Source organism: Bradyrhizobium sp. 40, assembly GCF_023100925.1.
Lineage (GTDB): Bacteria > Pseudomonadota > Alphaproteobacteria > Rhizobiales > Xanthobacteraceae > Bradyrhizobium.
Genome location: NZ_CP064688.1, coordinates 2,963,069 through 2,986,597 on the forward strand (window position 1 = coordinate 2,963,069; position 23,529 = coordinate 2,986,597).

At 63.4% G+C, this 23,529-nt stretch carries 25 protein-coding genes and 1 tRNA gene; 16 read left to right on the top strand and 10 right to left on the bottom strand.

The features are described from left to right. Window positions 1–5 precede the first annotated feature (5 nt). Complete coding sequence (locus IVB40_RS14290; protein ID WP_247819147.1) at window positions 6–719, bottom strand: transporter substrate-binding domain-containing protein; 714 nt, start codon at window positions 717–719, stop codon at window positions 6–8. Between the two features lie 377 nt (window positions 720–1,096). Here IVB40_RS14290 and IVB40_RS14295 point away from each other — a divergent pair, with 377 nt between their 5' ends. Continuing rightward, on the top strand, window positions 1,097–3,508 hold the full coding sequence (locus IVB40_RS14295) for an ATP-binding protein (RefSeq protein ID WP_247819148.1): 2,412 nt from the start codon (window positions 1,097–1,099) through the stop codon (window positions 3,506–3,508). A 346-nt stretch (window positions 3,509–3,854) separates the two neighbouring features. Next, window positions 3,855–3,928 (top strand) — tRNA-Gly (locus IVB40_RS14300). An 896-nt stretch (window positions 3,929–4,824) separates the two neighbouring features. On the opposite strand, the gene IVB40_RS14305 is transcribed toward IVB40_RS14300, so the two are convergent. From IVB40_RS14305 to IVB40_RS14325, 5 genes are all read right to left on the bottom strand, one after another. Continuing rightward, window positions 4,825–5,157: a hypothetical protein gene (locus IVB40_RS14305; protein ID WP_247287070.1), complete on the bottom strand. Its 333-nt coding sequence runs from the start codon at window positions 5,155–5,157 to the stop codon at window positions 4,825–4,827. Between the two features lie 64 nt (window positions 5,158–5,221). Continuing rightward, a complete protein-coding gene (locus tag IVB40_RS14310; RefSeq protein ID WP_018459399.1) occupies window positions 5,222–5,485 on the bottom strand; it encodes a GlsB/YeaQ/YmgE family stress response membrane protein in 264 nt (87 codons plus the stop codon). A gap of 25 nt (window positions 5,486–5,510) precedes the next feature. Further along, complete coding sequence (locus tag IVB40_RS14315; protein WP_247362783.1) at window positions 5,511–5,969, bottom strand: YidB family protein; 459 nt, start codon at window positions 5,967–5,969, stop codon at window positions 5,511–5,513. Window positions 5,970–6,194: 225 nt separating this feature from the next. Continuing rightward, window positions 6,195–6,401: a hypothetical protein gene (locus IVB40_RS14320; protein WP_027567534.1), complete on the bottom strand. Its 207-nt coding sequence runs from the start codon at window positions 6,399–6,401 to the stop codon at window positions 6,195–6,197. Between the two features lie 95 nt (window positions 6,402–6,496). Further along, entirely contained in the window at window positions 6,497–7,360 is an 864-nt protein-coding gene (locus IVB40_RS14325) for a formate/nitrite transporter family protein (RefSeq protein ID WP_247819149.1), read from the bottom strand. Between the two features lie 193 nt (window positions 7,361–7,553). On the opposite strand from IVB40_RS14325, the gene IVB40_RS14330 reads away from it, so the two are divergent. The 4 genes from IVB40_RS14330 to IVB40_RS14345 are packed head-to-tail and all read left to right on the top strand — an operon-like array spanning window position 7,554 to window position 9,759. Next, window positions 7,554–8,006: a DUF2231 domain-containing protein gene (locus IVB40_RS14330; protein ID WP_247819150.1), complete on the top strand. Its 453-nt coding sequence runs from the start codon at window positions 7,554–7,556 to the stop codon at window positions 8,004–8,006. After that, complete coding sequence (locus IVB40_RS14335) at window positions 8,003–9,337, top strand: sorbosone dehydrogenase family protein (RefSeq protein WP_247819151.1); 1,335 nt, start codon at window positions 8,003–8,005, stop codon at window positions 9,335–9,337. Before IVB40_RS14330 ends, IVB40_RS14335 begins: the two co-directional genes overlap by 4 nt. Window positions 9,338–9,349: 12 nt before the next feature. Then, window positions 9,350–9,553, top strand: a complete 204-nt coding sequence (locus IVB40_RS14340; protein ID WP_007611681.1) for a hypothetical protein — start codon at window positions 9,350–9,352, stop codon at window positions 9,551–9,553. A 35-nt stretch (window positions 9,554–9,588) separates the two neighbouring features. Continuing rightward, window positions 9,589–9,759 (top strand): hypothetical protein, encoded by a 171-nt coding sequence (locus IVB40_RS14345; RefSeq protein ID WP_007611679.1) that lies wholly within the window; start codon window positions 9,589–9,591, stop codon window positions 9,757–9,759. A gap of 55 nt (window positions 9,760–9,814) precedes the next feature. On the opposite strand, the gene IVB40_RS14350 is transcribed toward IVB40_RS14345, so the two are convergent. Then, on the bottom strand, window positions 9,815–10,198 hold the full coding sequence (locus tag IVB40_RS14350) for a type II toxin-antitoxin system VapC family toxin (RefSeq protein ID WP_085351261.1): 384 nt from the start codon (window positions 10,196–10,198) through the stop codon (window positions 9,815–9,817). Then, complete coding sequence (locus IVB40_RS14355) at window positions 10,195–10,452, bottom strand: type II toxin-antitoxin system prevent-host-death family antitoxin (RefSeq protein ID WP_027567528.1); 258 nt, start codon at window positions 10,450–10,452, stop codon at window positions 10,195–10,197. The genes IVB40_RS14350 and IVB40_RS14355 overlap by 4 nt, the downstream gene beginning before the upstream one ends. Before the next feature lie 343 nt (window positions 10,453–10,795). Here IVB40_RS14355 and IVB40_RS14360 point away from each other — a divergent pair, with 343 nt between their 5' ends. The 7 genes from IVB40_RS14360 to IVB40_RS14390 all read left to right on the top strand — a co-directional run bounded on the left by IVB40_RS14360 (window position 10,796) and on the right by IVB40_RS14390 (window position 17,774). Beyond that, the gene (locus IVB40_RS14360; RefSeq protein ID WP_247819152.1) at window positions 10,796–12,187 is read left to right on the top strand and encodes an MFS transporter; all 1,392 of its coding nucleotides are present in this window, start codon (window positions 10,796–10,798) and stop codon (window positions 12,185–12,187) included. A 122-nt stretch (window positions 12,188–12,309) separates the two neighbouring features. After that, entirely contained in the window at window positions 12,310–13,158 is an 849-nt protein-coding gene (locus tag IVB40_RS14365) for a 3-keto-5-aminohexanoate cleavage protein (protein ID WP_247396552.1), read from the top strand. A gap of 114 nt (window positions 13,159–13,272) precedes the next feature. Continuing rightward, window positions 13,273–14,478, top strand: a complete 1,206-nt coding sequence (locus tag IVB40_RS14370; RefSeq protein WP_247396554.1) for an MFS transporter — start codon at window positions 13,273–13,275, stop codon at window positions 14,476–14,478. A gap of 167 nt (window positions 14,479–14,645) precedes the next feature. Next, window positions 14,646–15,875 carry a CaiB/BaiF CoA-transferase family protein gene (locus IVB40_RS14375; protein ID WP_247362038.1) on the top strand — a complete coding sequence of 410 codons (1,230 nt, stop codon included), beginning with the start codon at window positions 14,646–14,648 and terminating at the stop codon, window positions 15,873–15,875. Window positions 15,876–16,075: 200 nt separating this feature from the next. Beyond that, complete coding sequence (locus tag IVB40_RS14380; protein WP_247819153.1) at window positions 16,076–16,954, top strand: 3-keto-5-aminohexanoate cleavage protein; 879 nt, start codon at window positions 16,076–16,078, stop codon at window positions 16,952–16,954. A 103-nt stretch (window positions 16,955–17,057) separates the two neighbouring features. Continuing rightward, complete coding sequence (locus tag IVB40_RS14385; RefSeq protein ID WP_007602925.1) at window positions 17,058–17,273, top strand: hypothetical protein; 216 nt, start codon at window positions 17,058–17,060, stop codon at window positions 17,271–17,273. A gap of 108 nt (window positions 17,274–17,381) precedes the next feature. Then, window positions 17,382–17,774, top strand: a complete 393-nt coding sequence (locus IVB40_RS14390; protein WP_247362779.1) for a RidA family protein — start codon at window positions 17,382–17,384, stop codon at window positions 17,772–17,774. A 2-nt stretch (window positions 17,775–17,776) separates the two neighbouring features. On the opposite strand, the gene IVB40_RS14395 is transcribed toward IVB40_RS14390, so the two are convergent. Continuing rightward, window positions 17,777–18,439 carry a TetR/AcrR family transcriptional regulator gene (locus tag IVB40_RS14395; protein WP_027567521.1) on the bottom strand — a complete coding sequence of 221 codons (663 nt, stop codon included), beginning with the start codon at window positions 18,437–18,439 and terminating at the stop codon, window positions 17,777–17,779. 237 nt (window positions 18,440–18,676) lie between these two features. On the opposite strand from IVB40_RS14395, the gene IVB40_RS14400 reads away from it, so the two are divergent. The 3 genes from IVB40_RS14400 (at window position 18,677) to IVB40_RS14410 (ending at window position 21,829) form a co-directional block, all read left to right on the top strand. Further along, window positions 18,677–19,912: an acyl-CoA dehydrogenase family protein gene (locus IVB40_RS14400; RefSeq protein WP_247819154.1), complete on the top strand. Its 1,236-nt coding sequence runs from the start codon at window positions 18,677–18,679 to the stop codon at window positions 19,910–19,912. A 132-nt stretch (window positions 19,913–20,044) separates the two neighbouring features. Then, window positions 20,045–21,103 (top strand): phosphotransferase family protein, encoded by a 1,059-nt coding sequence (locus IVB40_RS14405; protein ID WP_247396559.1) that lies wholly within the window; start codon window positions 20,045–20,047, stop codon window positions 21,101–21,103. A gap of 90 nt (window positions 21,104–21,193) precedes the next feature. Continuing rightward, on the top strand, window positions 21,194–21,829 hold the full coding sequence (locus IVB40_RS14410) for a LysE family translocator (RefSeq protein ID WP_247819155.1): 636 nt from the start codon (window positions 21,194–21,196) through the stop codon (window positions 21,827–21,829). A 139-nt stretch (window positions 21,830–21,968) separates the two neighbouring features. On the opposite strand, the gene argE is transcribed toward IVB40_RS14410, so the two are convergent. Further along, window positions 21,969–23,141: an acetylornithine deacetylase gene (gene argE, locus IVB40_RS14415; RefSeq protein ID WP_247819156.1), complete on the bottom strand. Its 1,173-nt coding sequence runs from the start codon at window positions 23,139–23,141 to the stop codon at window positions 21,969–21,971. Window positions 23,142–23,529 lie beyond the last annotated feature (388 nt).

Genomic DNA, 23,529 nt, shown 5'->3' on the forward strand with positions numbered 1-23,529 from the left:
GCGTGTCACATCCCGCTCAGCACCTGCTTGATCAGGGTTTCCCGCAACTGGGCGAGGTCGCCGCTCGCCTCCATCTGCGCGATCATCCTTCCGACCTTCGGCACGAGATCGCGATGCCGTTCATGCAGATGGTGGTAGATGCTGATGCGCTCGAGTGGTGGTGAGAGCGGACGGATCCTGGCCTGGAGATTGAGTTTCTTCACCGCAGCCAACCCGCTGAAGAGGTCGGTGACCATTACCTCGAAGCGGTCGGCATCGAGCATCTTGACCATGTTGTCGAGGCTTGTGGTCGCCGTGACCCGGGTCATGCCGCGCGTGCCGGCTTCCGACGAGCCGACCCCGCGTACGATGCCGATGCTGTAGTCCCTGATTGAATTCCAGCCGGCGACGTCGAACTGCAGTTTCGTGGTGAAGACAGTGGGCTCGATGTAATTGATCGCAGGTGTCACCTGGATCAGCGTCGGATAGTCGCGAGACAACGTTCCGATCCGCTGGATCTCGCCGTCGACCTCGCCGGTACTCGACAGCGTGAGCGCGCGCTTGCCGGGGACATCCTCGAATTCGAGCTTGATGTTCAGCCGGGCATAGACCGCGCGGAGCATCTCGCCGCCGACATATTGATCGGGGATATCGGCGATGCGTGCCAGCCGGATGACCTCTTGCCCCTGCGACGGGCCTGCCGCGAGCAGCAACAGGCAGACCACGACTATCCGCCTCATGACGCATCTCCCTGGCCATGCCTTTGGGCGTGCTCTGCTACCATCGGATTCCGGTGCCGCGCGATCTACCGGAGATGGCAGCTGTGCCGGTCCGCAACGTTGACAGCGCGTTCTCGTTGTGCGGGCAGCTCCGGACTTTCACCGATGTTATTCTAGCACGCGAGGTGGTAGTTTGCGTGAATCCTGTTGCTGGGCGCAAGATATGACCCTGTCGAGCTCAAGCCGCCCAAGGGCCGACAGGATCGAGGGCCGACAGGATCGAGGGCCGACAGGATCGCCACGTCTACGCGTGCTGAGGCAGGGCCTCAACCGTTCACCTTGCTCGCGGCTGCGGTCGGTAAGCTGAGCAGGTGCCGCCATTTTCGAGGACATGGTGCATGGGCAACGCAGGTGACGATGAGACCAAGCGTGGCCGCGCCATTGCGCCGGCGGCTGCGAAGCAGGATTTGACCGGCATCGGCACCGCGCTCGCGCCTGCGATGTTCGCGGCGCTCCTGTCGCGGATCTTCAACTGGTCGCGCAGCGGCGTCGGGCCCCGGCTGCTGGCCGCCGTGCTGCTGTTCTCGTCGGTCGTGACGCTGACCCTGACCGCGCTCCAGCTCTATCTGGATTACAATCGTGAGGTCGGACTGATCGAGACGCGGCTCGACGAGATCGGCCGCAGCACCACGGGCAGCCTCGGAGAGAGCCTGTGGAATCTCGACCAGAACCAGCTCAAGCTGCAGCTCGATGGCATTCTGCGGCTGCCTGACATCCGTGCGGCGGAGGTCCGCGAGATCGCCGATCGGCCCAATCCGATCCGGGTCGAAGTCGGCGAGCGAAACACCCGTTCGATCATGACCCGGGAATTTCCGCTGAGCACGATGGTGCAGGGGACCTCGCGTGCCATCGGCACGCTCCGGGTCGAGGCGACGCTGACCGACGTCTATCAGCAATTGCTGAACAGGGCCCTCGTCATTCTGGCAAGCCAGGCGGCAAAGACGTTCCTCGTCTCGTTGTTCATCATCTACATGTTTCATCTGCTGGTGACGCGGCATCTCGTCGCCATGGCTGAGTACGTCGGCAAATACAGCCTCGGACGGCCGCCGCCGCCGCTGCGCCTGGAGCGCCGGCAGCCTTACGAGGCCGACGAGCTGGACAAGGTGGTCGTTGCTTTCAACGCCATGTGCGCCAACCTCGAACATGCCTATGGCGAGCTGCGCGAGGCCAATGGAAATCTCGAGCGTGACCTGAAGATCCGGCGGCATGCCGAGGAGAACGCCCGCGCGAGCGAGCAGCGCTTCCGTGACTATGCCGAGACCGCATCCGACTGGTTCTGGGAGACCGGCCCGGATCACGTGTTCACCTACATTTCAGAGCGGGCCGATGCTTTCGGCATGGACCACACGGCGCTGATCGGGAGGCGCCGTTCAGATGCCGCCTTCGACCGCGATGCCGAGCCGCAGAAATGGCGCGGTCACCTGGCGACGCTCGATCGCCACGAGCCGTTCCGGAAGTTCGAGTATCGCGGCCGCGATGCGGCTGGGCGCGCGCGCCATTTCAGCGTTAACGGCCAGCCGGTGTTCGGCGCCGACGGGCGCTTCATGGGGTATCGTGGGTCGGCCACCGATTTGACCGAGCAGCACGAGACGGAGGAGCGGCTTCGCCAGTCGCAGAAGATGGATGCGATCGGTCAGCTCACCGGCGGCGTCGCGCATGACTTCAACAACGTGCTCACCGTCATCATCGGCACCATCGAGATCATCCGGGAGGGGCTGGCGGACAAGCCCGACCTCGCCGCGATCGCCCAGCTCATCGACGATGCGGCGGCGCGAGGCGCGGAGATCACCTCGCAGCTCTTGACCTTTGCGCGTCGGCAGCCGCTGGAGCCGCGCGAGATCGACGTCAACGGCCTCGTGCTCGAGACGGCGAAGCTGTTGAAGCCGATCCTGGGCGGAAACATCGAGATCGTGACCCGCCTCGCGGACGACGCCTGGCCGGCGATGGCCGATCCGTCGCAGCTGTCGTCGGCGATCATCAATCTCGCGGTCAATGCGCGCGATGCGATGCCTGGCGGCGGCACGCTGACGCTCGAGACCGCGAACCGCGAATTCGATGGCGCGGATGGCGCTGGCGACGGTGACGCCGGGCGCGGCGCCTTCATCATGGTCGCGGTGGCCGACACCGGCCATGGCATCCCCGCCGACCTCCGCGACCGCGTGTTCGAGCCGTTCTTTACCACCAAAGGGGTCGGTCGCGGCACCGGGCTCGGCCTCAGCATGGTCTACGGCTTCGCCAAGCAGAGCGGCGGCAGCGTTGCGATCGAGAGTGACGAAGGCCGCGGCACCGTGATTCGGCTGTTTCTGCCGCGCTCTGCGGGCGGAGCGCAGGCCAGGACCGGGCCACTGCAGGCGCCCGCGGCGGCACGCGGGCACGAGACAATTCTCGTCGTCGAGGACGATCCGCTGGTGCAGGGCTATGTCATCGCCCAGCTCGGCAGCCTCGGCTATCGCACCCTCGCAGCCGGCGACGGCGCAACCGCGCTTGCGCTGGTGCAGCAGGGCGCCCAATTTGATCTGCTGTTCACCGACATCATCATGCCCGGTGGCATGAACGGGCAGGAACTGGCCGAGGCCGTGCGCCGCCTCCGCCCGGGGATGAGGGTGCTCTATACGTCCGGCTATACCGACAACGCCCTCGACCACGAGGGTCATCTCGGTCCCGGCGTTGCGTTGCTGAGGAAGCCGTACCGGAAGGCGGACCTGTCATTGAGGATCCGCGAGGTGCTCGCCGGCGAGCCGCCCGCCTGAACAGCAGGCGCGTGACCTACGAAAAAGGCGCGGCGGGGAGGCCCCGTCGCGCCCGATTTCTTGCTCGCTGGTCCAGGGCTGAGAGCGCCCCGATGCCAAGCCTTTGTTCAAAGCTTAGCGGGCGATCCCAGCGAGGTGACAGCGCTTGGTAAGAGACACTGGATCACCTCCTTTCGTTGGTTGCGGAAGACATCAATATAGGCGGCAATTCCGGTGTTGTTAAGGGGAGGCGGGTCGGGAGGAACCAGCAGCTGTTCGCAAGACCGGGAAGGCGCTGGAAAGCAGTCGATTGGGCAGTTGATGGGCAGTTGAGACCGCCGCCCGGCCGTGTTAGGGAGCCCCTGTCGCGGGTGTAGCTCAATGGTAGAGCAGCAGCCTTCCAAGCTGAATACGAGGGTTCGATTCCCTTCACCCGCTCCAAGGCTTTCAATGCCAGCCCGAAGACAGGGGTCACGGTACGTACCTAAGACGTGGGTGACAGCCTCGTGCCGAATGGGTTGTCGAGAGGTTGCAGGGTTTTCTGCTCCAGGTCGAAGTATCTCAGATCAGAATGAATGAAGCTGACGAGCCAAATGCCCTCGCTCAGCGCGAGGGTTCTTGCAGCTGCACTCGGAGGCGTGACTCGTGTGTCGAATACCGGGAGCGGTAAGTTGAAGGCCAAGGCGAGCGCTCCCCGGAAAAAGCGGCGAGCTGCCCAGCCCAACGCCTCTTGGCCGTAGTGTCCGGCGCCGAGCGAAGGCAACCACGCGCTCAATTGGTTCGGTCGCCGGACCTGGCCTTCTTGGGTGAAGCAACACCTCGCTCCCGGCGGGACTTCGCAGGAGCTTCAGGTTCGATCCCATTCTGCTGGTCGAACTTCCTGATCCACGATTGAATGTAGCCCGGATCGTCCGGACAAAGCTGTTCAAGCAAACGAAGGTTCTGCGCTCTGAATTCCACTAGGGTTTTCGGCAATTGTGCCTCCTCAAAACCCTGCCCATATCTAGGCTGCTGCATCGGGAAAAAGTGGTCAAGCCAAAAAGGGCGCTTGAAAAAAACGGTGCGTTGATGCAGCGCCGACAGCGAAAACCCCGCTGGGGGAAGCGGGGCTTTCTGGTAGGAGTGAAGCTTAGGGACGCTTCGACTGTATGACGCGCGATAGCGAAAAGGTTCAAAGCCTAAAAGGCGAACCACGCCAACACCGCAATGATCGGAATGATTGCCACGCCGAAAAGCACCAAGGGTGCAGGTTCATTGCCGGTCCTGTCGCTCAATGCTGATCTCCTTAAAATGTCTCGGGTTAGCGGCGTGCCAAGGGGCTTTTAGGGGCTCAAACGTCACGTTTTCGGACTTGGCTGCGGCGCAGGTGTGGCTTGCGGAGAAGGTGCCGGATTGCTCAGTTGCTGAGGCGCTGCGGCCTCGCCGCCTGCGTGAGGAACGCAGGTACCGATGTTGCTGAGCAGCCGTTTGGCCTGGAGGTCGCGCACCTTTGAGTATTCGCGTCGTCGCTCGATATTGGCCGCGGCCCATCGGTCCCAAGCCTCGAAAGCGTCCGTATAGTGCTTTCGCATCTGCTCCTCGGCGGCAAGGCAATCGGCAAACTTGTCGAAAACCAGGTCGGTGTTGACCGGGGTCATGCCTCCTACCAAGACAACGAGCATCCATTTCATCTTGCCGATCGCCTTTCGCGCCGGGCGAACTCTCCGCTAACGCGCGGAATTCCGTCCACTGTGGTTAGATGGCCCGACGGCTGCGACCAGCTACAAAACCGTAGACGAAAAGCACGATGATGGCGCCTACCACTGCCCCCACTAGTCCTGCGCCTTCTCCTGGCCGGTACCAGCCGAGGGATTGGCCAAGATAGGTCGCAACGAATGCGCCCACTATTCCCAGGATCGTGGTCAGGATGAAACCCGAGGGCTCGTTGTCGCCGGGCATGATGAACTTCGCGATGACGCCTGCGATGAAACCGATGATGATCGTCCAAATGATGCTCATATCTTTTCTCGAGTCTTGAGGAGTGTTATCCCGCGGATTGCGCCGGAAGACGTCCGTCCGGCGTGTATTTGTCCACCGCTGCCGGGAGCTCGCGCGACAATCGGTCGAGGATCTCCTGCTGAGACAGGCCGGTCTGCTGCTCCAGTTTTTGAAGAACGTCCGGACCGATCGCCTGCTGGAGTTCGGGCGGGGTGACTTCGCGGTTTGGCCCCTGATTGATCCAGGATTGAGCCGCATCGCCTTGCCCGTTCTGCCTGAAGTGTTCGAGCAACTCGCCGATCCCGCCGTTCAGCAGCGAACCGACACCGCCGCCTCCCACAAGGCCGCCAAGATTGCCGAGCATGCCGCCCAGGGAATCCTTGGTACCCGACGGCTGACCGGAGGTAGCATTGCGAAACATGTCGGCGAGCTTGTCCCGATTTTGATAACCGGCGATTGCGAGCATACCCAAGAGGGCGGTCATCGATGGCATTCCGCGGCTCATTTCGGGCTCCTGAGTTCGATGATGGGCAATCGTGTGCAAGAAATGGCGCCCGCCTTGTACTGGCCGCCGCATCACTCATCGCCCACAACATATGCGGGGCTGGGAAGTTCCACGTTTTCCCAGAACCACGTTTCCTCGGAACGATGGGCTGTCAGTCATTGCCAGTCCCGAACAATTGGTGCGTCTCGCTTGACCGACTTGGCGTTTCGGGTCGGCAGAGCGATTCTATTCCTGTTCGCTATCCTTCTCCTCGCGCTGCTTGCGGGCACGATCGACTGCGCCGCCCTGCGGCTGCCCGCTGACCTTCACGCCGGGGAGATGATCGATCTTGTTGTTGGCCGCATCTTCGGAACGCTGCAACTCACGATCGATGATGTCGCGTGATCCTTCGGCCGGTTCCTTGTCGAATGGGCTCTTGATGTTGGTGCTCATGATTGATCCTGCTCGTCGCCGCATGTTGATTTGTTGAGGCAAGCTCGGCTCGCGCCCATCGTTCCTGTCGAGGCGGCAGCTTTTGTGCCGGCTTTTTATTCCCTGTGGTCGTCGATTTCGGGGGCGACCTGTCCGTAGTTCAGCAGGGCCACGAGGGTCGTTCCGCCCAGAATATTGCCGAGGAGTGTCGGTACGAAGAAGTCCGAGGCATATTGCGACAGCGATGCCCGGCCGCTCTGTACCAGAAAGGCGCACTCGACCGAGCCCGCGATGATGTGCGCGAACTGGCCGAGCGCGACCACGTAGGTCATCACGACGATGATGTGTGCGCGCGATCCCTTGGCCGCCGGAAGAAGCCACGCCATCAAGGCGATCAACCAGCCGGCAAAGATCGCCCGGACAAAGGTCGTCGCGAACGTGCCCTCGATGGTGTGGCGGCTGAGATCGACGAAGGCGTCCACGATGCGCGGTTCGAAGATGCTGGTGTGCGCGAGCACGTATCCGACCGCCCAGGTTCCCAAGATGTTGGAGGCGAGGACCAGACCCCACAGTTTGATCACGCTTCCCAGCGTGCCGAGATCCCTGTTGTGCAACAGCGGCAGCATCGGCGTCAGCGTGTTCTCGGTGAAGAGCTGCTGCCGTCCCAGCACCACGACCAGGAAACCGACGGTGTAGCCGAGCGGGGCCACCAGGCGGCGGGTGGCCTCGTCGGAAATCAGCGCGTGAAACTCGCCCTGGACGATCAGGGACAATCCCATCGAAAGGCCGGCGGCGAGACCGGACAGCACGATGGCCCACCATCGCCGTTCCAGCTCCTGCTCACCCTCGGCGCGGATCGTCTCATGGATCAGCGCTGCGCTAGGCCGGCTCTGGGATTCGATCTGTTTCGTCTGCCGCCGCGAGACGCCGTCGAGCTTCGAGGCTGGATTGAAGGAGGCGCCATCGCCAGGCTGGTCCACTCCGCGGTCTCCTGAAGGGCAGGTTCATCTCAATGCCTGGATCAAGGCCCGCACCGGCAAGGGGTTCCTCGTGAGTGCTTCGACGCCGCAGCGCTGTTGAGGCACGGCGGCGCTGAGGCCGACCATCAGGAACCTTCGCTGGAAGCGGGTGTTTTCCACCGGGGAGGGGTGGCGATCTGACAAGAGGCCAACCGTGCAAGACAATTTGCGTGTGCGCTCGACCGCGCAAATCGCGGGCCATCCGATTCATCCGATGCTGGTGCCGATCCCGATCGCGTGCTTCATCGGGGCGCTGCTGACCGACATCGCCTATGTCGTCACTGCCGAGATCATGTGGGCGGATTTTTCCGCCTGGCTTCTGGTCGTCGGCGTCATCTTCGGCGTGCTGGCCGCCATCGCCGGCCTGACCGATTTTCTCGGCAACCGCCTGGTGCGGGCGCAGCCGCCGGCCTGGCCGCATCTGATCGGCAACGCGCTGGCGCTGGTCCTGGCGACCATCAATGCGTTGATCCACACCCGCGATGCTTGGACCTCGGTGTGGCCGACCGGGCTCCTTCTTTCAGCCATCACCGTATTGATCCTGCCGGTCACCGGCTGGCTCGGCTGGGCCATGGTGTACCGCCACGGCGTAGGAGTTGCGCGATGAACTCCGCAATCGCTCGGGTGCTGTTGTGTGCCTCGCTGCTGTGTCTGGCGGGCTGCAATGACGGCAGTGGCGATCCGAAGGCGCAAACCGGCGCCAACCCGACGCTTCCCGACATCCAGCAATATCTGCTGCCGCCGATGCACATCGCGCGCATCGTCGGCTGGAAAAAGGACGAGACCCCGGCCGTTGCGCAGGGCTTGCAGGCCAAGGCCTTCGCGACCGGCTTGCAGCACCCCCGATTTCTCTACGTGCTGCCCAACGGCGACGTACTGGTGGTGGAATCCAAGGCGCCGAAGGGCGCTCCGATCAAGCGGCCCAAGGAAATCGTGATGGGATACATCGAGTCCTGGGCGACATCCGGCGGCGACACCGGCGAGAGCAACCGTATCACGCTGCTGCGCGACAGCAACGGCGACGGCGTCCCGGACACGCAAAGCGTCTTCCTCGACCATCTCAACTCGCCGTTCGGCGTCGCGCTGGTCGGCAACGATCTCTACGTCGCCAACACCGATGCGATCGTCAAATATCCCTACACCGAAGGCGATACCAAGATCACCGCGCCGGGCACGGTGCTGACGCCGCTGCCGGGCGGACCGATCGACCATCACTGGACCAAGAGTCTGGTCGCGAGCCCAGACGGCTCAAAGCTCTATGCCGGCGTCGGCTCCAACAGCAACGTCACCGAGAACGGCATGGAGGCCGAGCACAATCGCGCCGCCATCCTCGAGATCGACCGTGCCAGCGGCCGCTGGCGCATCTTCGCAAGCGGCTTGCGCAATCCCAACGGCCTCAGTTTCGAGCCGCAGACCGGCGTGCTGTGGACAGTCGTGAACGAGCGCGACGAACTCGGCCCCGATCTCGTGCCCGACTACATGACATCGGTGAAGGACGGCGGCTTCTATGGCTGGCCCTACAGCTACTACGGCCAGCACGTCGATCCTCGCGTCAAGCCGGAGCGTCCCGACCTCGTCGCCAAGGCGATCGTGCCTGACTATGCGCTGAGCTCGCATGTGGCGCCGCTTGGAATGGCTTTCAACACAAGCGCGAGTTTGCCGGCGGCCTATCGCGGCGGCGCCTTCGTCGGCGAGCACGGCAGTTGGAACAGGCAGGTCTTGAACGGCTACAAGGTGGTCTTCGTGCCGTTCACGGACGGCAGGCCCAGCGGCCCGCCGCAGGACGTCGTCACCGGCTTCCTCAACAGCGACAACCAGGCGCGCGGGCGGCCCGTCGGCGTCGCCATCGACAAGACCGGCGCGCTGCTGGTCGCCGATGACAGCGGCAACACGGTGTGGCGCGTGACCACCGCGCACCCGCAGCTCACGCAGCGATAGAGGAGTTAAATGATGGGCCTTGCTCAATACACGATCGTGCCGGTGCAGGACGAATGGGGCGTGCTGCACGACGGCGACGTCAAGAACAGATACTCCACCAAGGAAGCGGCCTTCGAGTCGGCGGTTGCCGCAGCATCGTTGGCGCTTCGCGAGGGGCACGAAGTTCATGTCAGCGTGCCCGGCCGCGAAGCCGGCGAAAACGCGCTGGGAATTTGATGGACACTCCGAGCGACACACTTCAGGAGCCTGCGATGACCAAGCCCCGTGAGCCGAACGGCATTGAGCCCTCCCGCTCCGAAGACGACATCCAGCGCGACCAGCTCGGGCCGCGCGGCGTGCCGAATGCGCCGGATCCGGCCAAGATGACACCTCAACGAGACAAGAAAACGCCGAAGCAGGTCGATCCCGGCCATACAGCCTGACGGCTGCCGGCGGCTTTCTGTTCGGCCGGTAAGTCGCCGCACCGGCGGTCGTCGACTACGCCGCCGCAACGATATCCGTCTTGGCAAAGTCGTCGCCGACATAAAGAAGTGCGCAGCCATGCTCCTTGGCGACATCGTAGGCGAAGCAGTCACCAAAGTTGAGACCGGCAGGACGAATGCCTTTGCCCCAACGCGAGTAGATTTGCGCCACGCGTTCGGCCGAAGCTTGGGTCACCGAGATCACGTTCAAACCGAGATCGTTGATCAGCTTGTTCATCTCTTCGTCGACGCCCCGCCGTGCCGCGACGATCAGGCTTTCTGCAACGGAGGCAGCCGAGATCAGGATTTCGTCGGCGGTGTCCAGCGCGGTGATGCAAGCATCGGCTTGCGGTTCGTCAAGCACAATCGCCATCAGTGCGGAGGTATCGACCGCGATCATTCCGGCAGTCCGTCATCGCCGAAAAGAAAGTCCTGACTGCGTGCGGCGCTCGGTCCGGGAATAGCCTTGGCCCCGCCGGTCCTTCGTGCCGCCTCGAGCAGGGTCCGGCGGGCGGCGCGGTCCGGCGGAAGCTTGACCGGGACGAGCCGCACCGCGGGATGTCCATGCCGCGTCAGGATCACCTCGTCGCCGGCCTCTGCGCGGCGGACAAGATCGGTCAATTGTCCTTTTGCGTCGGTAACGGAGACCCGCATCTCATTGTCCTTCCTCAATTTCCATAAAATGGACCATGCAATGGTCCAATGTCAACCACCTCCCACCAGCCATCGTCGGACGCGGTCTCGCGGCCGATCTAGATGAGCCTGCCGGCGGTGTTCGCCGGGACGTGGGCTCTCGCACAAATAACATCATGTTAGGTTTGTCGAATAACTGGGTAATTGTGTTAGCCCGGCGATAGCCTAACGTCCCCACCAAGCAGACACCCATCGGCAGTGACAAGCGCTCGCGAAACTCCGCAGAGCGGCCGGAGAGTGCTGCCCAATTTTCAGCGAAGCCCGTCAACGGGACGTCAGCAAAACCCAAGGGAGGAATCTTGAGATGACCGCGATCCATCAGATGAGTCAGTCCAGGAAAGCCGCTGCCAGCGGCTGGATCGGGTCGGCTCTCGAATATTATGACTTCTTCATCTACGCGACCGCCGCGTCACTGATCTTCCCGCAAATCTTCTTCCCGTCGGAGAATCCCACCGTCGCGATCGTGGCCTCGCTGGCGACTTATGGCGTCGGGTATGTGGCCCGGCCGATTGGCGCGTTCGTGCTCGGGCACTGGGGCGATACCCATGGCCGCAAGACGGTTCTCATCGTCTGCATGTTCCTGATGGGCATCTCGACGATGGCTGTGGGTATCCTGCCGACCTACCAGCAGGTTGGCATCCTGGCGCCAATTCTGCTCGTTTTTCTGCGCCTCGTGCAAGGATTTGCCGTTGCCGGCGAAATCTCAGGCGCAAGCTCGATGATCTTGGAGCACGCGCCGTTCGGTCGGCGGGGCTTCTATGCCAGCTTCGCGCTTCAGGGGGTGCAGGCCGGACAGATCCTCGCCGCAGCAATCTTCCTGCCCTTGGCGGCCTATATGCCGACCGAGGCCTTCAACAGCTGGGGCTGGCGGATTCCCTTCCTGCTCAGCTTCTTCGTCATCGTCGCGGGCTACATCATCCGTAGCGAAGTCGACGAGACCCCTGCCTTTGCCCGCGAGGGCGAACGGGGAGAAACGCCGCGCGCGCCCATCGTCCAGGCCATCAAGCTGAGCTGGCGCGACATGCTCAGGGTCATCTGCATGGCGCTGATGAATGTCATTCCTGTCGTTGCGACCATCTTCGGCGCGGCCTATGCGGTGCAGCCGGCCTACGGGATCGGTTTTGCCAAGGACGTCTATCTCTGGATCCCCGTGCTCGGAAACATGCTGGCGGTTTTCGTCATTCCCTTCGTCGGCAATCTCTCCGACAAGGTCGGCCGCAAGCCTCCGATCATCGTAGGCGCGCTTCTCTCCGGCTTGCTCGCCTTTTGCTATCTCTATGCCATCAGCATCAGGAATGTGCCGCTGGCAATCTTGGTGTCGCTGCTGATGTGGGGCGTAGTTTATCAGGGCTACAACGCGATCTTCCCGAGCTTTTACCCGGAGCTGTTTCCGACCCGCACCCGCGTCTCGGCGATGGCGATATCGCAGAACATCGGAACCACCATCACCGCATTGCTTCCCGCCCTGTTTGCGACCGTCGCGCCTCCCGGCTCGACAAACATCCCGTTAACGGTGGGGGCGATTGCCTTCGCTATCACGGTCATCGCCGCGCTGGCGGCCCTGACCGCGCGGGAAACCTATCGGATCAGGATCGACGATCTCGGCAATCCCAATGCCGTTCCGATGCCGCGGGCAGATTATGACCGCCAGCGGGCCGGCGATGCAGTGAGCGGGGCTGCCACGGTTCGGACCTGACGGTATGGTAGAGGCAACTGCCGCCGCGATCGACGATGTTCGCGGCGGCAGGGCCTCACTGCATAGTCAGGCTGCCGATTCGAATTTGGTGCGCGTGAGCGCAATCAATATGAGGTTGCAAGATGAACCCCGTCGTCGTCGCTGTCGCCATCACCGGCTCCGTTCCGCGCAAGAAGGACAATCCGGCGGTCCCGATCCTGCCGTCCGAACAGATCGAGTCGACGTACCAGGCCTTCGAAGCCGGTGCCACGCTCGCCCACATCCATGTTCGCAACGACGACGAGACGCCGTCCTCCGATCCCGAGCGTTTCGCCGTGGTGCAGGAGGGGATCAGGAAGCACTGTCCTGACATGATCGTTCAGTTCTCGACCGGCGGGCGGGGCCGCGATCCCTCGGCGCGCGGATCGTCGCTCTACCTGAAGCCCGACATGGCCTCGCTGTCCACGGGATCGGTGAACTTTCCGACCATCGTCTACGAGAACAGCGCCGCGCTGGTGGAGACTCTCGCCACCGGCATGAAGGCGAATGGCATCCGGCCGGAAATTGAGATCTTCGATCTGTCGCATCTGCACGGGGCCCGCCGCTTGATCGAGGCCGGGCTGATCGACGCGCGTCCGCACGTACAGTTCGTCATGGGCGTCAAGAACGCCATGCCCGCGGACGAGCATGTCCTCGACATTCTGCTGGGAGAGCTCAGGCGGCTGATCCCGAAGGCGACGTGGACGGCAGCCGGGATCGGACGCCACCAGGCCGAGGTCATGGGCTGGGCGCTGGCGCGGGGCTCCGATGCGGTCCGCACCGGACTCGAGGACAATATCAGGATCGACAAGGCGCGCCTCGCCGCCAGCAACGCCGAACTCGTGGCCGTCGCCGGTGAGGCTGTCGCGCGCCACGGCCGGCGCGTGGCGACTGCGGCCGAGGCGCGATCCCTGCTCGGGATCGCGGGGCAGGGAGCTCCTGCCGCCTCCTGACATGCTCCCGGCCGCCTGCTGCCATTCAACAGCCGGCGTTTCCGTGCGCCGAGTCTCCGGGTAAGACTGCCGTCACAGGCGTGATCTGCGCCTGGCGGGCAGGCGACGGTTGGAATGCGGTTTCTGAAATCTGACAGCAGGCTCATCGGGGTCCTGCTGGTGCTCGCGGTCTCCCAGCTTGTTGGGTGGGGTACGATAGGTCTTCCCGCCATCGTCGGACGTGATCTCGCGGCCGATCTCGGCATGAGCTTGCCGGCGGTGTTCGCCGGGACGTCCGTGCTCTATGTGTCGATGGGACTGTGCGCGCCCTGGCTCGCCAAGTCGTTTGCACGGCACGGTGCACGAAAGGTGATGATCTCAGGCACGGTCCTGACCGTGCCGGGCTTCATACTGCTGTCCCTCGCGCGCGAGCCGATGCTGTATTTCGCCGCCTGGATCGTCCTCGGCATCGCCGGCAGCGCCACGCTTTCGACCGGCGCCTATATCATGCTGAACGAGGTCGCCGGGCGGCAGGCCAAGAACGCGATCGGCGCGCTCATGCTGGTGACGGGCCTGTCGAGCAGCATCTTCTGGCCGACGACGTCGTTCCTCAGCGGTCTGCTCGGCTGGCGCGGGACGTGCCTGGTCTATGCGGCCATGATGGTCGTCATCAACCTTCCGCTCTACGCGTTCCTGGCCCCGCGCCGGAAAATCGCCGCGGGTCGTGGTGGTGAGTCGGTAAAGCCTTCGCAGCCGCCGGCGATTCCCAGGAGCACCTTCAGCCTCGTCGTTGCCGCGATCACGCTCAATGCCTTCGTCAATTTCGGCATCGGCGCCATCATGATCGAGTTGCTCCGGGCGGAGGGGCTTCCCCCGGCGCACGCGCTCGCGTTCGGCTCGATGCTGGGCGTGATCCAGGTCAGCGCCCGCGGGCTCGATTTTCTCGGCGGAGGGCGGTGGGATGGAATCACGACCGGCCTGGTCGCCGGCACGGCGCTGCCGATCGCCATGCTGCTGCTGATGACGAGCGAGGGCGCGACTTGGGCGGTTGCGGCCTTCATCCTGCTCTACGGCGCCGGCAGCGGCGCGATGGCGGTGGCGCGGGCAACGATCCCGCTCGTGTTCTACGATCAGACCGAGTTCGCCAAGGCGATGTCGATGATCGCGCTGCCGCTCAATCTCGCATCCGCGGTCTCGCCGCCGCTCCTTGTCGGCCTGCTCACCCAGTTCGGCAGCCGCGGCGCGCTCGGTCTCACCTTCGTCTGCTCCTGCGCCACGGTGCTGATCCTGGTCCTGCTCGGCCGGCGGCGGCCGCATGTGGCTGCAGCGGCCGCGACCTGAGAATATTCGCGCTGCGGAAATTCGCCGCGGTGACCTGGGCCGGGCGGGCGGGCGGATAGCTGTATGCCGCCAGCGCAGTGCTCGGACCGCCGAAATAGTGTATCCGCAGGGAGCGCGTCCCGCGATCTCGCCGCCGCGCCAATATTCAGTTCCCGGAGGAATTCGACATGTCGGCCCTGCCGCTCTCAGGCATCAAGATCCTTGACCTCACCCGCGTGCTTGCCGGGCCCTTGTCGGCCCAGATGCTGGGCGATTTGGGCGCGGAGGTGATCAAGATCGAGCGGCCGGGCACCGGTGACGACGCGCGCGCCTTCGGCCCGCCTTATCTGACCGACCCTGATGGCAAAGCCAACAACAACAACTCGTTTTACCTCTGCGCCAACCGCAACAAGAAGTCGGTCACGGTCAACATCGCCAAGCCCGAAGGACAGGCGATCATCCGCGAGCTCGCCAAGGACGTCGACGTCTTCATGGAGAACTACAAGGTCGGCGATCTCAAGCGCTACGGCCTCGACTACGAGACCATCAAGGCGATCAATCCCGGGATTATCTATTGCTCGGTGACCGGCTTCGGCCAGACCGGCCCTTATGCGCCGCGCGCCGGCTATGACGCCATCCTGCAGGCAATGGGCGGCCTGATGAGCGTCACCGGCCATATCGACGGCGAGCCCGGCGAGGGGCCGATGAAGGTCGGCCCCTCGATCGTCGACTACATGACCGGCATGAACACCTCGATCGGGATTCTCTCGGCGCTCTATCATCGCGACGCCAATGATGGCGTGGGACAGCACATCGACGTCTGCCTGTTCGACACCGTCATCGCGTCGTTGTCGCACTGGCTGCAGATCTATCTCGTCAACGGCAAGACGCCGCCCCGCCGCGGCACCTGGGGCAATGGCGGCATGCCGGCCGGCGTGTTCCGCTGCACCGACGGCGAGCTGATGCTGGTGGTCGGCAATGACGGCCAGTTCCAGCGCACCTGCGCCGTGCTCGGCGAGCCCGAGCTCGCGAACGACAAGCGCTTCGTCAAGAACAACGACCGCGTCGTGCATGGCAAGGAGATCATGGCGATCTTCGCCGGCCTGTTCCTGAAGCAGCCGGTGGCCTATTGGCTGGACAAGCTGGAGGAGGCCGGCGTGCCCTCGGGCCCGATCAACAATTTCGAGCAGGTGTTTTCCGATCCGCATGTCCAGTCGCGCGGCATGCGGGTGAAGGTCGATCATCCCTTCCAGCCCGATCTCTCGCTGATCCGCAACGCGCTGACGCTCTCGGAAACCCCGATCAAGGACTACCGTGCCCCGCCGCTGCTCGGTGAGCACACCCAGGAGGTGCTCGCCGGCAAGCTCGGCTATGATGCCGGCAAGATCGAGACGCTGAAGCAGCAGGGCATCATCTAGCGATTTCTTACCCTCGCTCCTTGTGGGAGAGGGTGGCTCGCCGCATAGCGGCGAGACGGGTGAGGTTCTGTCCGCGCGCGCCGTTGTGAGTTGAGTTCGTGGAGAGAACCCCTAATCCGGCTTTGCGCCACCTTCTCCCGCAAAGGGAGAAGGAAGAGGTCCGGTGCTCGTGGCGCGTTTTACGAAAAGGGACAGTACGCATGACCCCGACCAAGACCATCATCACCTGCGCGATCACGGGCAATCTGACAAAGCCCGAGCAATCGCCGCATCTGCCGATCACGCCCGAGCAGATCGCGACGTCGGCGCTGGAAGCGGCCGAAGCCGGCGCCGCGATTGCCCATATCCACGTCCGCGATCCCGCGACGGGGCGGCCTTCGATGGAGATCGATCTCTATCGCGATGTGGTGGATCGCATTCGCGCCCGCAACACGTCTCTCGTCATCAACCTCACGACCGGTCCCGGCGGGCGCTTCGTGCCTTCGGTCGAAGACCCTCGCGTCGCCGCTGCAGGCACCACGCTGCTCCAGCCCGAAAAGCGCGTCGAGCATATCGAGCTGCTCAAGCCCGACATCTGCACGCTCGATCTCAACACCATGAACTCGGGTGGCGAGGTGGTGATCAACACTCCGCGCAACGTCCGCATCATGGCCGAGCGGATGAAGGCCGCCGGCGTGCTGCCGGAGATCGAGCTGTTCGATTCCGGCGACTGCCATCTGGCCCGCGATCTCCTCGCCGACGGCACGCTGAAAGGACCGGGCCTGTTTTCGCTCGTGCTCGGCGTTAAATACGGCTTCTCCGCAACGCCCGAGACGATGTTCTATGCCCGCAGCCTGCTGCCGCCGGGCGCGATCTGGTCCGGCTTCGGTATCGGCCGCGCTGAATTCCCGATGGTGGCGCAAGCCTATTTGCTCGGCGGCCACGTCCGCGTCGGCATGGAGGACAATCTTTATATGTCAAAGGGCGTGCCGGCGAAGACTAATGCCGAGCTGGTCGCGCGTGCCGCCGGCATCCTCAAGGGCCTGGGTGCGAGCGTCGCGACCGCCAACGAGGCCCGCGCGATGCTCGGGCTTGCCTGAGGCTTGCGGGCCATCCCCAGATAATCCCGGTCCGTACTCACACAGGCTTCCGCTCCGCGCGCGACTCAGATTCGATCCTTCCACTCAGTCCGGGAGGGAACGCATGTCCTACACGATCGGGTTTCAGGCCAAGAACCAGAAGGCAATTCTGGCGACCGAGGCGGCAACGGCCAACCAGGCCGTCGCGATCGTTGCCGCGTTGCGGCAAAGCGCCGACGAAATAAAGTTCATCCGCTCGCCGCAGGAAGGCGACATGGGCATCGAGATGCTGCTGCTGCTCGCCAAGGAAGAGGCCGAGGAGATGCCGCAGCACGCCTAGGCGGGCTCGGCGACATACTTCGGTCGAAAGCGAAGCATGACGGCTGCGCTATGATGTAGCAAGCCGTCATCTCGCTTGAACCGAAGGTGGCCGCCCATGAAACCCGCAATGAAACGCGAAGCGCTCCGCGTCGAACCGATCTCGACATTCCTTGACCGCCGGAACGCCCCGGTCTCGCCGGTCACGCGCGCCGGCAACATGATCTTCGTCGCAGGGCTGCCGCCGTTCGACCCCGACACGGGCGAGATCGCGGACGTGCCGATCGAACGGCAGAGCGAACTCGTCATGGAGCAGATGAAGCTGTGCCTTGAGACGGCAGGCGCGAGCCTCGACAACGTCATGAAGTGCAACGTCTACTGCACTTCGACAAAACACTTCGCCGCGTTCAACGCCGTCTATGCGCGCTATTTCCCGCACGATCCGCCGGCGCGGATCTTCGTCTGCACGCCGGAATGGTTCGGCCCCTTCGACGTCGAGATCGACTGCATCGCGATGATGTGAGGTTAGCGCGCCGCTACCTTTGGCGGCGCCTTCGCCTCTGTCCGTCCCGCCGTCAGCGCCATCGTCGCCACGCTGACGACGCGCGCGACCACGTCCTCGACGTCGTCGAGATCGCATTTGCCTTCCGATAATTTCGTCAGCCGCTCGCTCTCGCGGATGGTGTGGTGCGCCATGGCGAGCGCGAAATTCAGGCCCCAGTAGATATCAACGTCGCTGCGATCGGGCAGGGACCTTCGCATCGCGCCGGCGAATTTCCGCAAATGGTCGATCTCGCGGTTCTTGATGCGGCGGATCGGCGGCACGGATTCGATCGAGGCGCGGATCATGAAGCGCGCCGCGCTCGAGCGTTGGTTCTCGGGACCGAGGCAGCCGCGCAGCGTCGGACCGACCAGCGCATGCAGGATCACCTCGATCGGCGCGCGGCCGTCGCCTTGTTCTTCCGCCGCCTTCAATTCGCGCAGCCGCTCGCGGTTGGTGGCGATCGAGCGCGTCACGAACAGCTCCGCGATCAACTCGTCCTTCGAGCCGAAATGATAGTTCACCGCCGCGAGGTTGACATTGGCCTCCGCGACGATGTCGCGCAGCGTCACGTCGCCGAACCCGCGATCGGCATAGAGCCGTTCGGCGGCGGCGAGAATGGCAGTCCGGGTATGATCGCTGGCCATGGGAGCCCCTCGGGGAGGGAGTTGCAATTCAAACAGTTGTATGAAACTATCGTTTGAAGGCTGGGAAAGTCAATCCGCAATCAGGAGTCGTTCGCAAAAGTGCGAATGGGTTCCGGAGCGTCCGCAAGCCGCGCATTCGCACTTGCGGGTCGCACAATGCGGGTGGACAGTCCGGCGCAAAACAAGTTCGCCAAAACAAATTCGCCAAAACGAGTTGGCAAAGACGAGGAGCGTCCCATGGATTTCGATCTGTCGCCGAAGCAGAAGGAATGGCTCGACCGCGTGCAGTCCTTCATGGCCAAGCACGTGCGCCCGGCCGTGCCGGTCTATGATGAGCAGGATCGCAGCGGCGAACGCTGGAAGGTGATCCCGGTGCTCGAGGATCTCAAGAAGAAGGCGAAGGCCGAAGGCCTCTGGAACATGTTCATGCCGCCCAACGAGCATGAGGATGACGAATTCCGCGGCGCGGGACTGACCAATCTCGAATACGCGCTGCTCTCCGAGCAGATGGGTCACATCTCCTGGGCTTCGGAAGTCTTCAACTGTTCCGCGCCCGACACCGGCAACATGGAAGTGTTCATGCGCTACGGCTCCAAGGAGCAGAAGCGCAAATGGCTGCGTCCGCTGATGGACGGCGAGATCCGCTCCGCCTTCCTGATGACGGAGCCGGCGGTGGCCTCGTCCGATGCCACCAACATCGAGACCAGCATCGTGAAGGACGGCGATCACTACGTCATCAACGGCCGCAAATGGTGGTCGTCCGGCGTCGGCGATCCCCGCTGCAAGATCGCGATCCTGATGGGCAAGACCGATTTCAAGGCGGCCAAGCACCAGCAGCAGTCGCAGATCCTGATTCCGCTCGACACCCCCGGCATCAAGGTCGAGAAGATGCTGCCGGTGTTCGGCTTCGACGACGCGCCGCATGGCCACGCCCAGGTGCTGCTCGAGAATGTGCGGGTGCCGAAGGAAAACATCCTGCTCGGCGAAGGCCGCGGCTTCGAGATCGCGCAGGGCCGTCTCGGTCCCGGCCGTATCCATCACTGCATGCGCACCATCGGCAAGGCCGAGGAGGCGCTGGAGAAAATGGTGAAGCGGCTCACGTCGCGCACCGCCTTCGGCAAGCGGATCGTCGAGCATTCGGTGTGGGAGCAGCGCATCGGCGAGGCCCGCACCAATATCGAGATGACGCGGCTGTTGTGCCTCAAGGCCGCCGACATGATGGACAAGGTCGGCAACAAGACCGCGCAGGCCGAGATCGCCATGATCAAGGTCGCAGCCCCCAACATGGCGCTGAAGATCATCGACGAGGCGATCCAGGCCTTCGGCGGTGCAGGCGTCTCGGACGAAGCCGGCCTTGCCAAGGACTACGCCCACATCCGCACGCTCCGTCTCGCCGACGGCCCGGACGAGGTGCACAATCGCGCCATTGCCAGGCTCGAGGTTCGGAAGTATGCAAACTCTTCCAGTCATTAAGCGGGAGAGCATGCTGGCGCTCCCGATTTGAAGAAACGACAGGGCATGATCCGTGATCGGATGACCGCTTGACGCAAGTGCGCTGGGGGTTACCGATTAGGATCATGTCCGGACTGAAGAGGGAGCGTCATCGTGGCTGACGGCGTCAGGAAAGACGAAGAATTCTCGGGCACCAAGCCCGTCGAGGAGCGTCATCGTATCGACGAGATGCGGCTCGAAGCCTGGATGCGCGACAACGTCGAAGGCTATGAGGGACCGCTGGTCGTCCTCCAGTTCAAGGGTGGCCAGTCCAACCCGACCTATCGGCTGGACACGCCGAACCGCTCCTATGTGATGCGCAGAAAACCGTTCGGCAAATTGCTGCCGTCGGCGCATGCGGTCGATCGCGAATATCGGGTGATCGCGGCGCTGGGAAAGCAGGGCTTTCCAGTCGCGAAGGCCTACGCGCTGTGCCAGGACGACAGCATCATCGGTTCGGCGTTTTACATCATGTCGATGGAAGACGGCCGGGTGTTCTGGGATCCGACGCTGCCGAGCCAGACGCCGGAAGACCGTCGAAAGATCTTCACCAGCAAGATCGAGACCCTGGCCAAGCTCCATATGTTCGATCCCGTCGCGATCGGTCTTGGCGACTTCGGCAAGCCAGGCAATTATTTCGCGCGCCAGATCGACCGCTGGACCAAGCAGTACCGCGCGTCCGAGACCCAGACCATTCCGGAGTTCGAGAAGGTCGCCGAATGGCTGCCGAAGACCGTGCCGGAGCAGGCGCGCGTCTCCATCGTCCACGGCGACTATCGCCTCGACAATATGATTTTCCATGCGACGGAACCGCGCGTGCAGGCCGTGCTCGATTGGGAATTATCGACGCTCGGCGATCCCATGGCCGACTTCACCTATCTGCTGATGCAGTGGGTGATGCCCGGCCTGGACGGCGCCGACCTCAAGGCGCTCAACATCCCGAGCGTGGAGGAAGCCGCGCAGATCTATTGCAACGTCACCAAGATGACGGTGCCTGACCTCAACTGGTATTTTGCTTACAACCTGTTCCGCCTCGCCGGCATCACGCAAGGCATCGCTGGCCGCGTCCGCGACGGCACCGCGGCGAATGCCAAGGCGCTGGAGTCAGCCAAGCGCACCGTACCGCTGTCGAAAGCGTCTTGGGAGTATGCGCAGAAGGCCGGCGCGGTTTAAGGACTCCGAAGGCGCTGCCGGCGGCCGCGCCTTTGCTTGCGTTCCTCTCGTGTCCGGGACACGGGACAGAATGACGAGAGAGATACCCGCATGATCGACCACACCACGCTCATCACCTACATCCTCATCGTCCTCGGCTTCGTCTTCATTCCCGGTCCGGCGACGCTCCTCACCATGGCGCGCGCCGCGAGCTCGGTAACCAGGGTCGGCATCGCGACGGGCGCGGGAATTGCGGCTGGTGACGTGGTCCACACCACCATGGCAATCGTCGGCCTCTCTGCGATCATTGCAACGTCGGCGCTGCTGTTCAGCGTCGTCAAATACGCGGGCGCGGGCTTCCTGATCTATCTCGGCATTCTCGGCATTCGCGCCATGCTCGACAAGACGCCGATCGAGGTGAATGGCGGTGCGCCCGCGATCAGCGCAGCGCGGGCCTTCCGGCAGGCCGTGCTGACCGAAGTGCTCAATCCCAAGACCGCGCTGTTCTTCCTCGCGTTCCTGCCGCAGTTCGTCCGTCCAGAACACGGCTCGACGACGCTACAGCTCGCGCTCTTCGGCGCTGTGTTCGTGTTGCTCGGACGCCTCAGTACGGTGGTGTTCGCCGTCGGCGCCGGCCGCCTCGGCAATTTGCTACGCCGCCATCCGGCCGTCGTGAAATGGCAGGGCAAGGTGGTCGGGACGATCTACTGCGCCGTCGGTGTGCGGCTGGCCTTGCAGGAGCGATGAGGCGCACCGCTCACGTGGGATACGCGCTGCCCCACATACTCCCGTCATTGCGAGGAGCTCTTGCGACGAAGCAATCCAGACTGCCCCCGCGGAACCATTCTGGATTGCTTCGCTTCGCTCGCAATGACGAGGAGAAGCCTTACCCCTTCACGCAATGCGCGATCAGCTTCTCCACGAAGCCGGCGCATTTCTCCAGCTCCGCCATTTCCACGAACTCGTCCGGCGTGTGCGCCTGCGCGATCGAGCCGGGGCCGATCACCACGGACGGGATATCGGCCATGCTGGCGAACAGGCTTGCCTCGGTGCCGAACGCGACCTTGGCGTGGTCGTTGCGCCCCGCGAGGCTCTTGGCCAGCGTGACGATAGGCGCATCGGCCGCCGTGTCGAGGGCGGGGTAGTCGAGGATTTCCTCGAAATCGATGCCGCACTCCGGATGCTGCTTCTTCATCGCGGGCTCGATCTCCGCCTTGGCCCAGGCGACGATCACATCCGTAACCTCCCTGGACTCGGTAATGCCGATGCCGCGGCATTCGAAATCCACCGTACAGGTATCAGGCACGATGTTCAGCGCGGCGCCACCATGCACGATGCTGGTGAGCAGCGTCGAGTGCGGGACATCGTAGAGGCTGTTCGGCGCTTTCGTGCTTGCGAGCTGCAACGCGCGGCGGCGGATTTCGACGATCAGCTCGGCCGCATATTCGATCGCATTCACGCCGTCAGGCGCGATCGAGGAGTGGCGGGCGAGCCCCTTGAACGTCGCGCGCACGCCGTGCTTGCCCTTGTGGCCGATGATGACCTTCATCTCGGTCGGCTCGCCGATGAAGGCGCCGAGTGGCTTGATCCGTTTCTTCGCGACCTCGCGCAGCATCGGCCGCACGCCGACGCAGCCGATCTCCTCGTCATAGGAGATCGCCAGATGGATCGGTGTCGCGAGCTTCGCTTCCAGCATCTCTGGCACCATGGCGAGGCACACCGCGACGAATCCCTTCATGTCGGTGGTGCCGCGGCCATAGAGCCTGCCGTCGCGCTCGATCAGCTTGAACGGATCGTGGCTCCAGTCCTGGCCGACCACGGGCACCACGTCGGTATGCCCCGACAGCACCAGGCCCGGGCAGTCCTCGGGTCCAATGGTGACCCATAGCGAGGCTTTCTGTCCGGTCTCGTCGACGATGCGCTCACCCTTGACGTCGAGCGTGGCGAGATAGCTCTCGATATGCGCGATCAGGGGCAGGTTGGAGCGATCGCTGATCGTGTCGAAGCCGACGAGGTCGGCGAGCAGCTTGCGAATACGGTCGGGTCTTGAGCTTGGCATTTTCACGTTCTTGTCAGGGGGATGGAAGCTGAAGTGCTTGCACGAACCATACCAATGTTGCGGGTGGTAGGGCAAACCAGCACAAATCCGAGCCTGCAACGCCTTGCGTTGCCGTCGAGCAAAACACGCGAGCCGTGGCCCAACGCGCGGCGGCGAAACTTTGCCGAAATTCGGAAACGGCGTATGCCGTCTTTCATTTGAGGGTGAGACGACCAAAGCAAAGCTCGGGCGAACAAGCCGCGAGGATGCGAAGGTGCATCTGCGATCGAGAATGTGAATGGAAGCGTGACGCTGCCATCCAAAGACTCCGTCATCGCGAGCGCAGCGAAGCAATCCAGTCTGCCGCCGCGGAAAGATTCTGGATTGCTTCGCTGCGCTCGCAATGACG

Coding starts and splice junctions, on each gene's coding strand:
- IVB40_RS14290 (WP_247819147.1), bottom strand. CDS start 719: ATGAGGCGGATAGTCGTGGTCTGCCTGTTGCTGCTCGCGGCAGGCCCG.
- IVB40_RS14295 (WP_247819148.1), top strand. CDS start 1,097: ATGGGCAACGCAGGTGACGATGAGACCAAGCGTGGCCGCGCCATTGCG.
- IVB40_RS14305 (WP_247287070.1), bottom strand. CDS start 5,157: ATGAAATGGATGCTCGTTGTCTTGGTAGGAGGCATGACCCCGGTCAAC.
- IVB40_RS14310 (WP_018459399.1), bottom strand. CDS start 5,485: ATGAGCATCATTTGGACGATCATCATCGGTTTCATCGCAGGCGTCATC.
- IVB40_RS14315 (WP_247362783.1), bottom strand. CDS start 5,969: ATGAGCCGCGGAATGCCATCGATGACCGCCCTCTTGGGTATGCTCGCA.
- IVB40_RS14320 (WP_027567534.1), bottom strand. CDS start 6,401: ATGAGCACCAACATCAAGAGCCCATTCGACAAGGAACCGGCCGAAGGA.
- IVB40_RS14335 (WP_247819151.1), top strand. CDS start 8,003: ATGAACTCCGCAATCGCTCGGGTGCTGTTGTGTGCCTCGCTGCTGTGT.
- IVB40_RS14340 (WP_007611681.1), top strand. CDS start 9,350: ATGGGCCTTGCTCAATACACGATCGTGCCGGTGCAGGACGAATGGGGC.
- IVB40_RS14345 (WP_007611679.1), top strand. CDS start 9,589: ATGACCAAGCCCCGTGAGCCGAACGGCATTGAGCCCTCCCGCTCCGAA.
- IVB40_RS14350 (WP_085351261.1), bottom strand. CDS start 10,198: ATGATCGCGGTCGATACCTCCGCACTGATGGCGATTGTGCTTGACGAA.
- IVB40_RS14355 (WP_027567528.1), bottom strand. CDS start 10,452: ATGCGGGTCTCCGTTACCGACGCAAAAGGACAATTGACCGATCTTGTC.
- IVB40_RS14360 (WP_247819152.1), top strand. CDS start 10,796: ATGACCGCGATCCATCAGATGAGTCAGTCCAGGAAAGCCGCTGCCAGC.
- IVB40_RS14365 (WP_247396552.1), top strand. CDS start 12,310: ATGAACCCCGTCGTCGTCGCTGTCGCCATCACCGGCTCCGTTCCGCGC.
- IVB40_RS14370 (WP_247396554.1), top strand. CDS start 13,273: ATGCGGTTTCTGAAATCTGACAGCAGGCTCATCGGGGTCCTGCTGGTG.
- IVB40_RS14375 (WP_247362038.1), top strand. CDS start 14,646: ATGTCGGCCCTGCCGCTCTCAGGCATCAAGATCCTTGACCTCACCCGC.
- IVB40_RS14380 (WP_247819153.1), top strand. CDS start 16,076: ATGACCCCGACCAAGACCATCATCACCTGCGCGATCACGGGCAATCTG.
- IVB40_RS14385 (WP_007602925.1), top strand. CDS start 17,058: ATGTCCTACACGATCGGGTTTCAGGCCAAGAACCAGAAGGCAATTCTG.
- IVB40_RS14390 (WP_247362779.1), top strand. CDS start 17,382: ATGAAACGCGAAGCGCTCCGCGTCGAACCGATCTCGACATTCCTTGAC.
- IVB40_RS14395 (WP_027567521.1), bottom strand. CDS start 18,439: ATGGCCAGCGATCATACCCGGACTGCCATTCTCGCCGCCGCCGAACGG.
- IVB40_RS14400 (WP_247819154.1), top strand. CDS start 18,677: ATGGATTTCGATCTGTCGCCGAAGCAGAAGGAATGGCTCGACCGCGTG.
- IVB40_RS14410 (WP_247819155.1), top strand. CDS start 21,194: ATGATCGACCACACCACGCTCATCACCTACATCCTCATCGTCCTCGGC.
- argE (WP_247819156.1), bottom strand. CDS start 23,141: ATGCCAAGCTCAAGACCCGACCGTATTCGCAAGCTGCTCGCCGACCTC.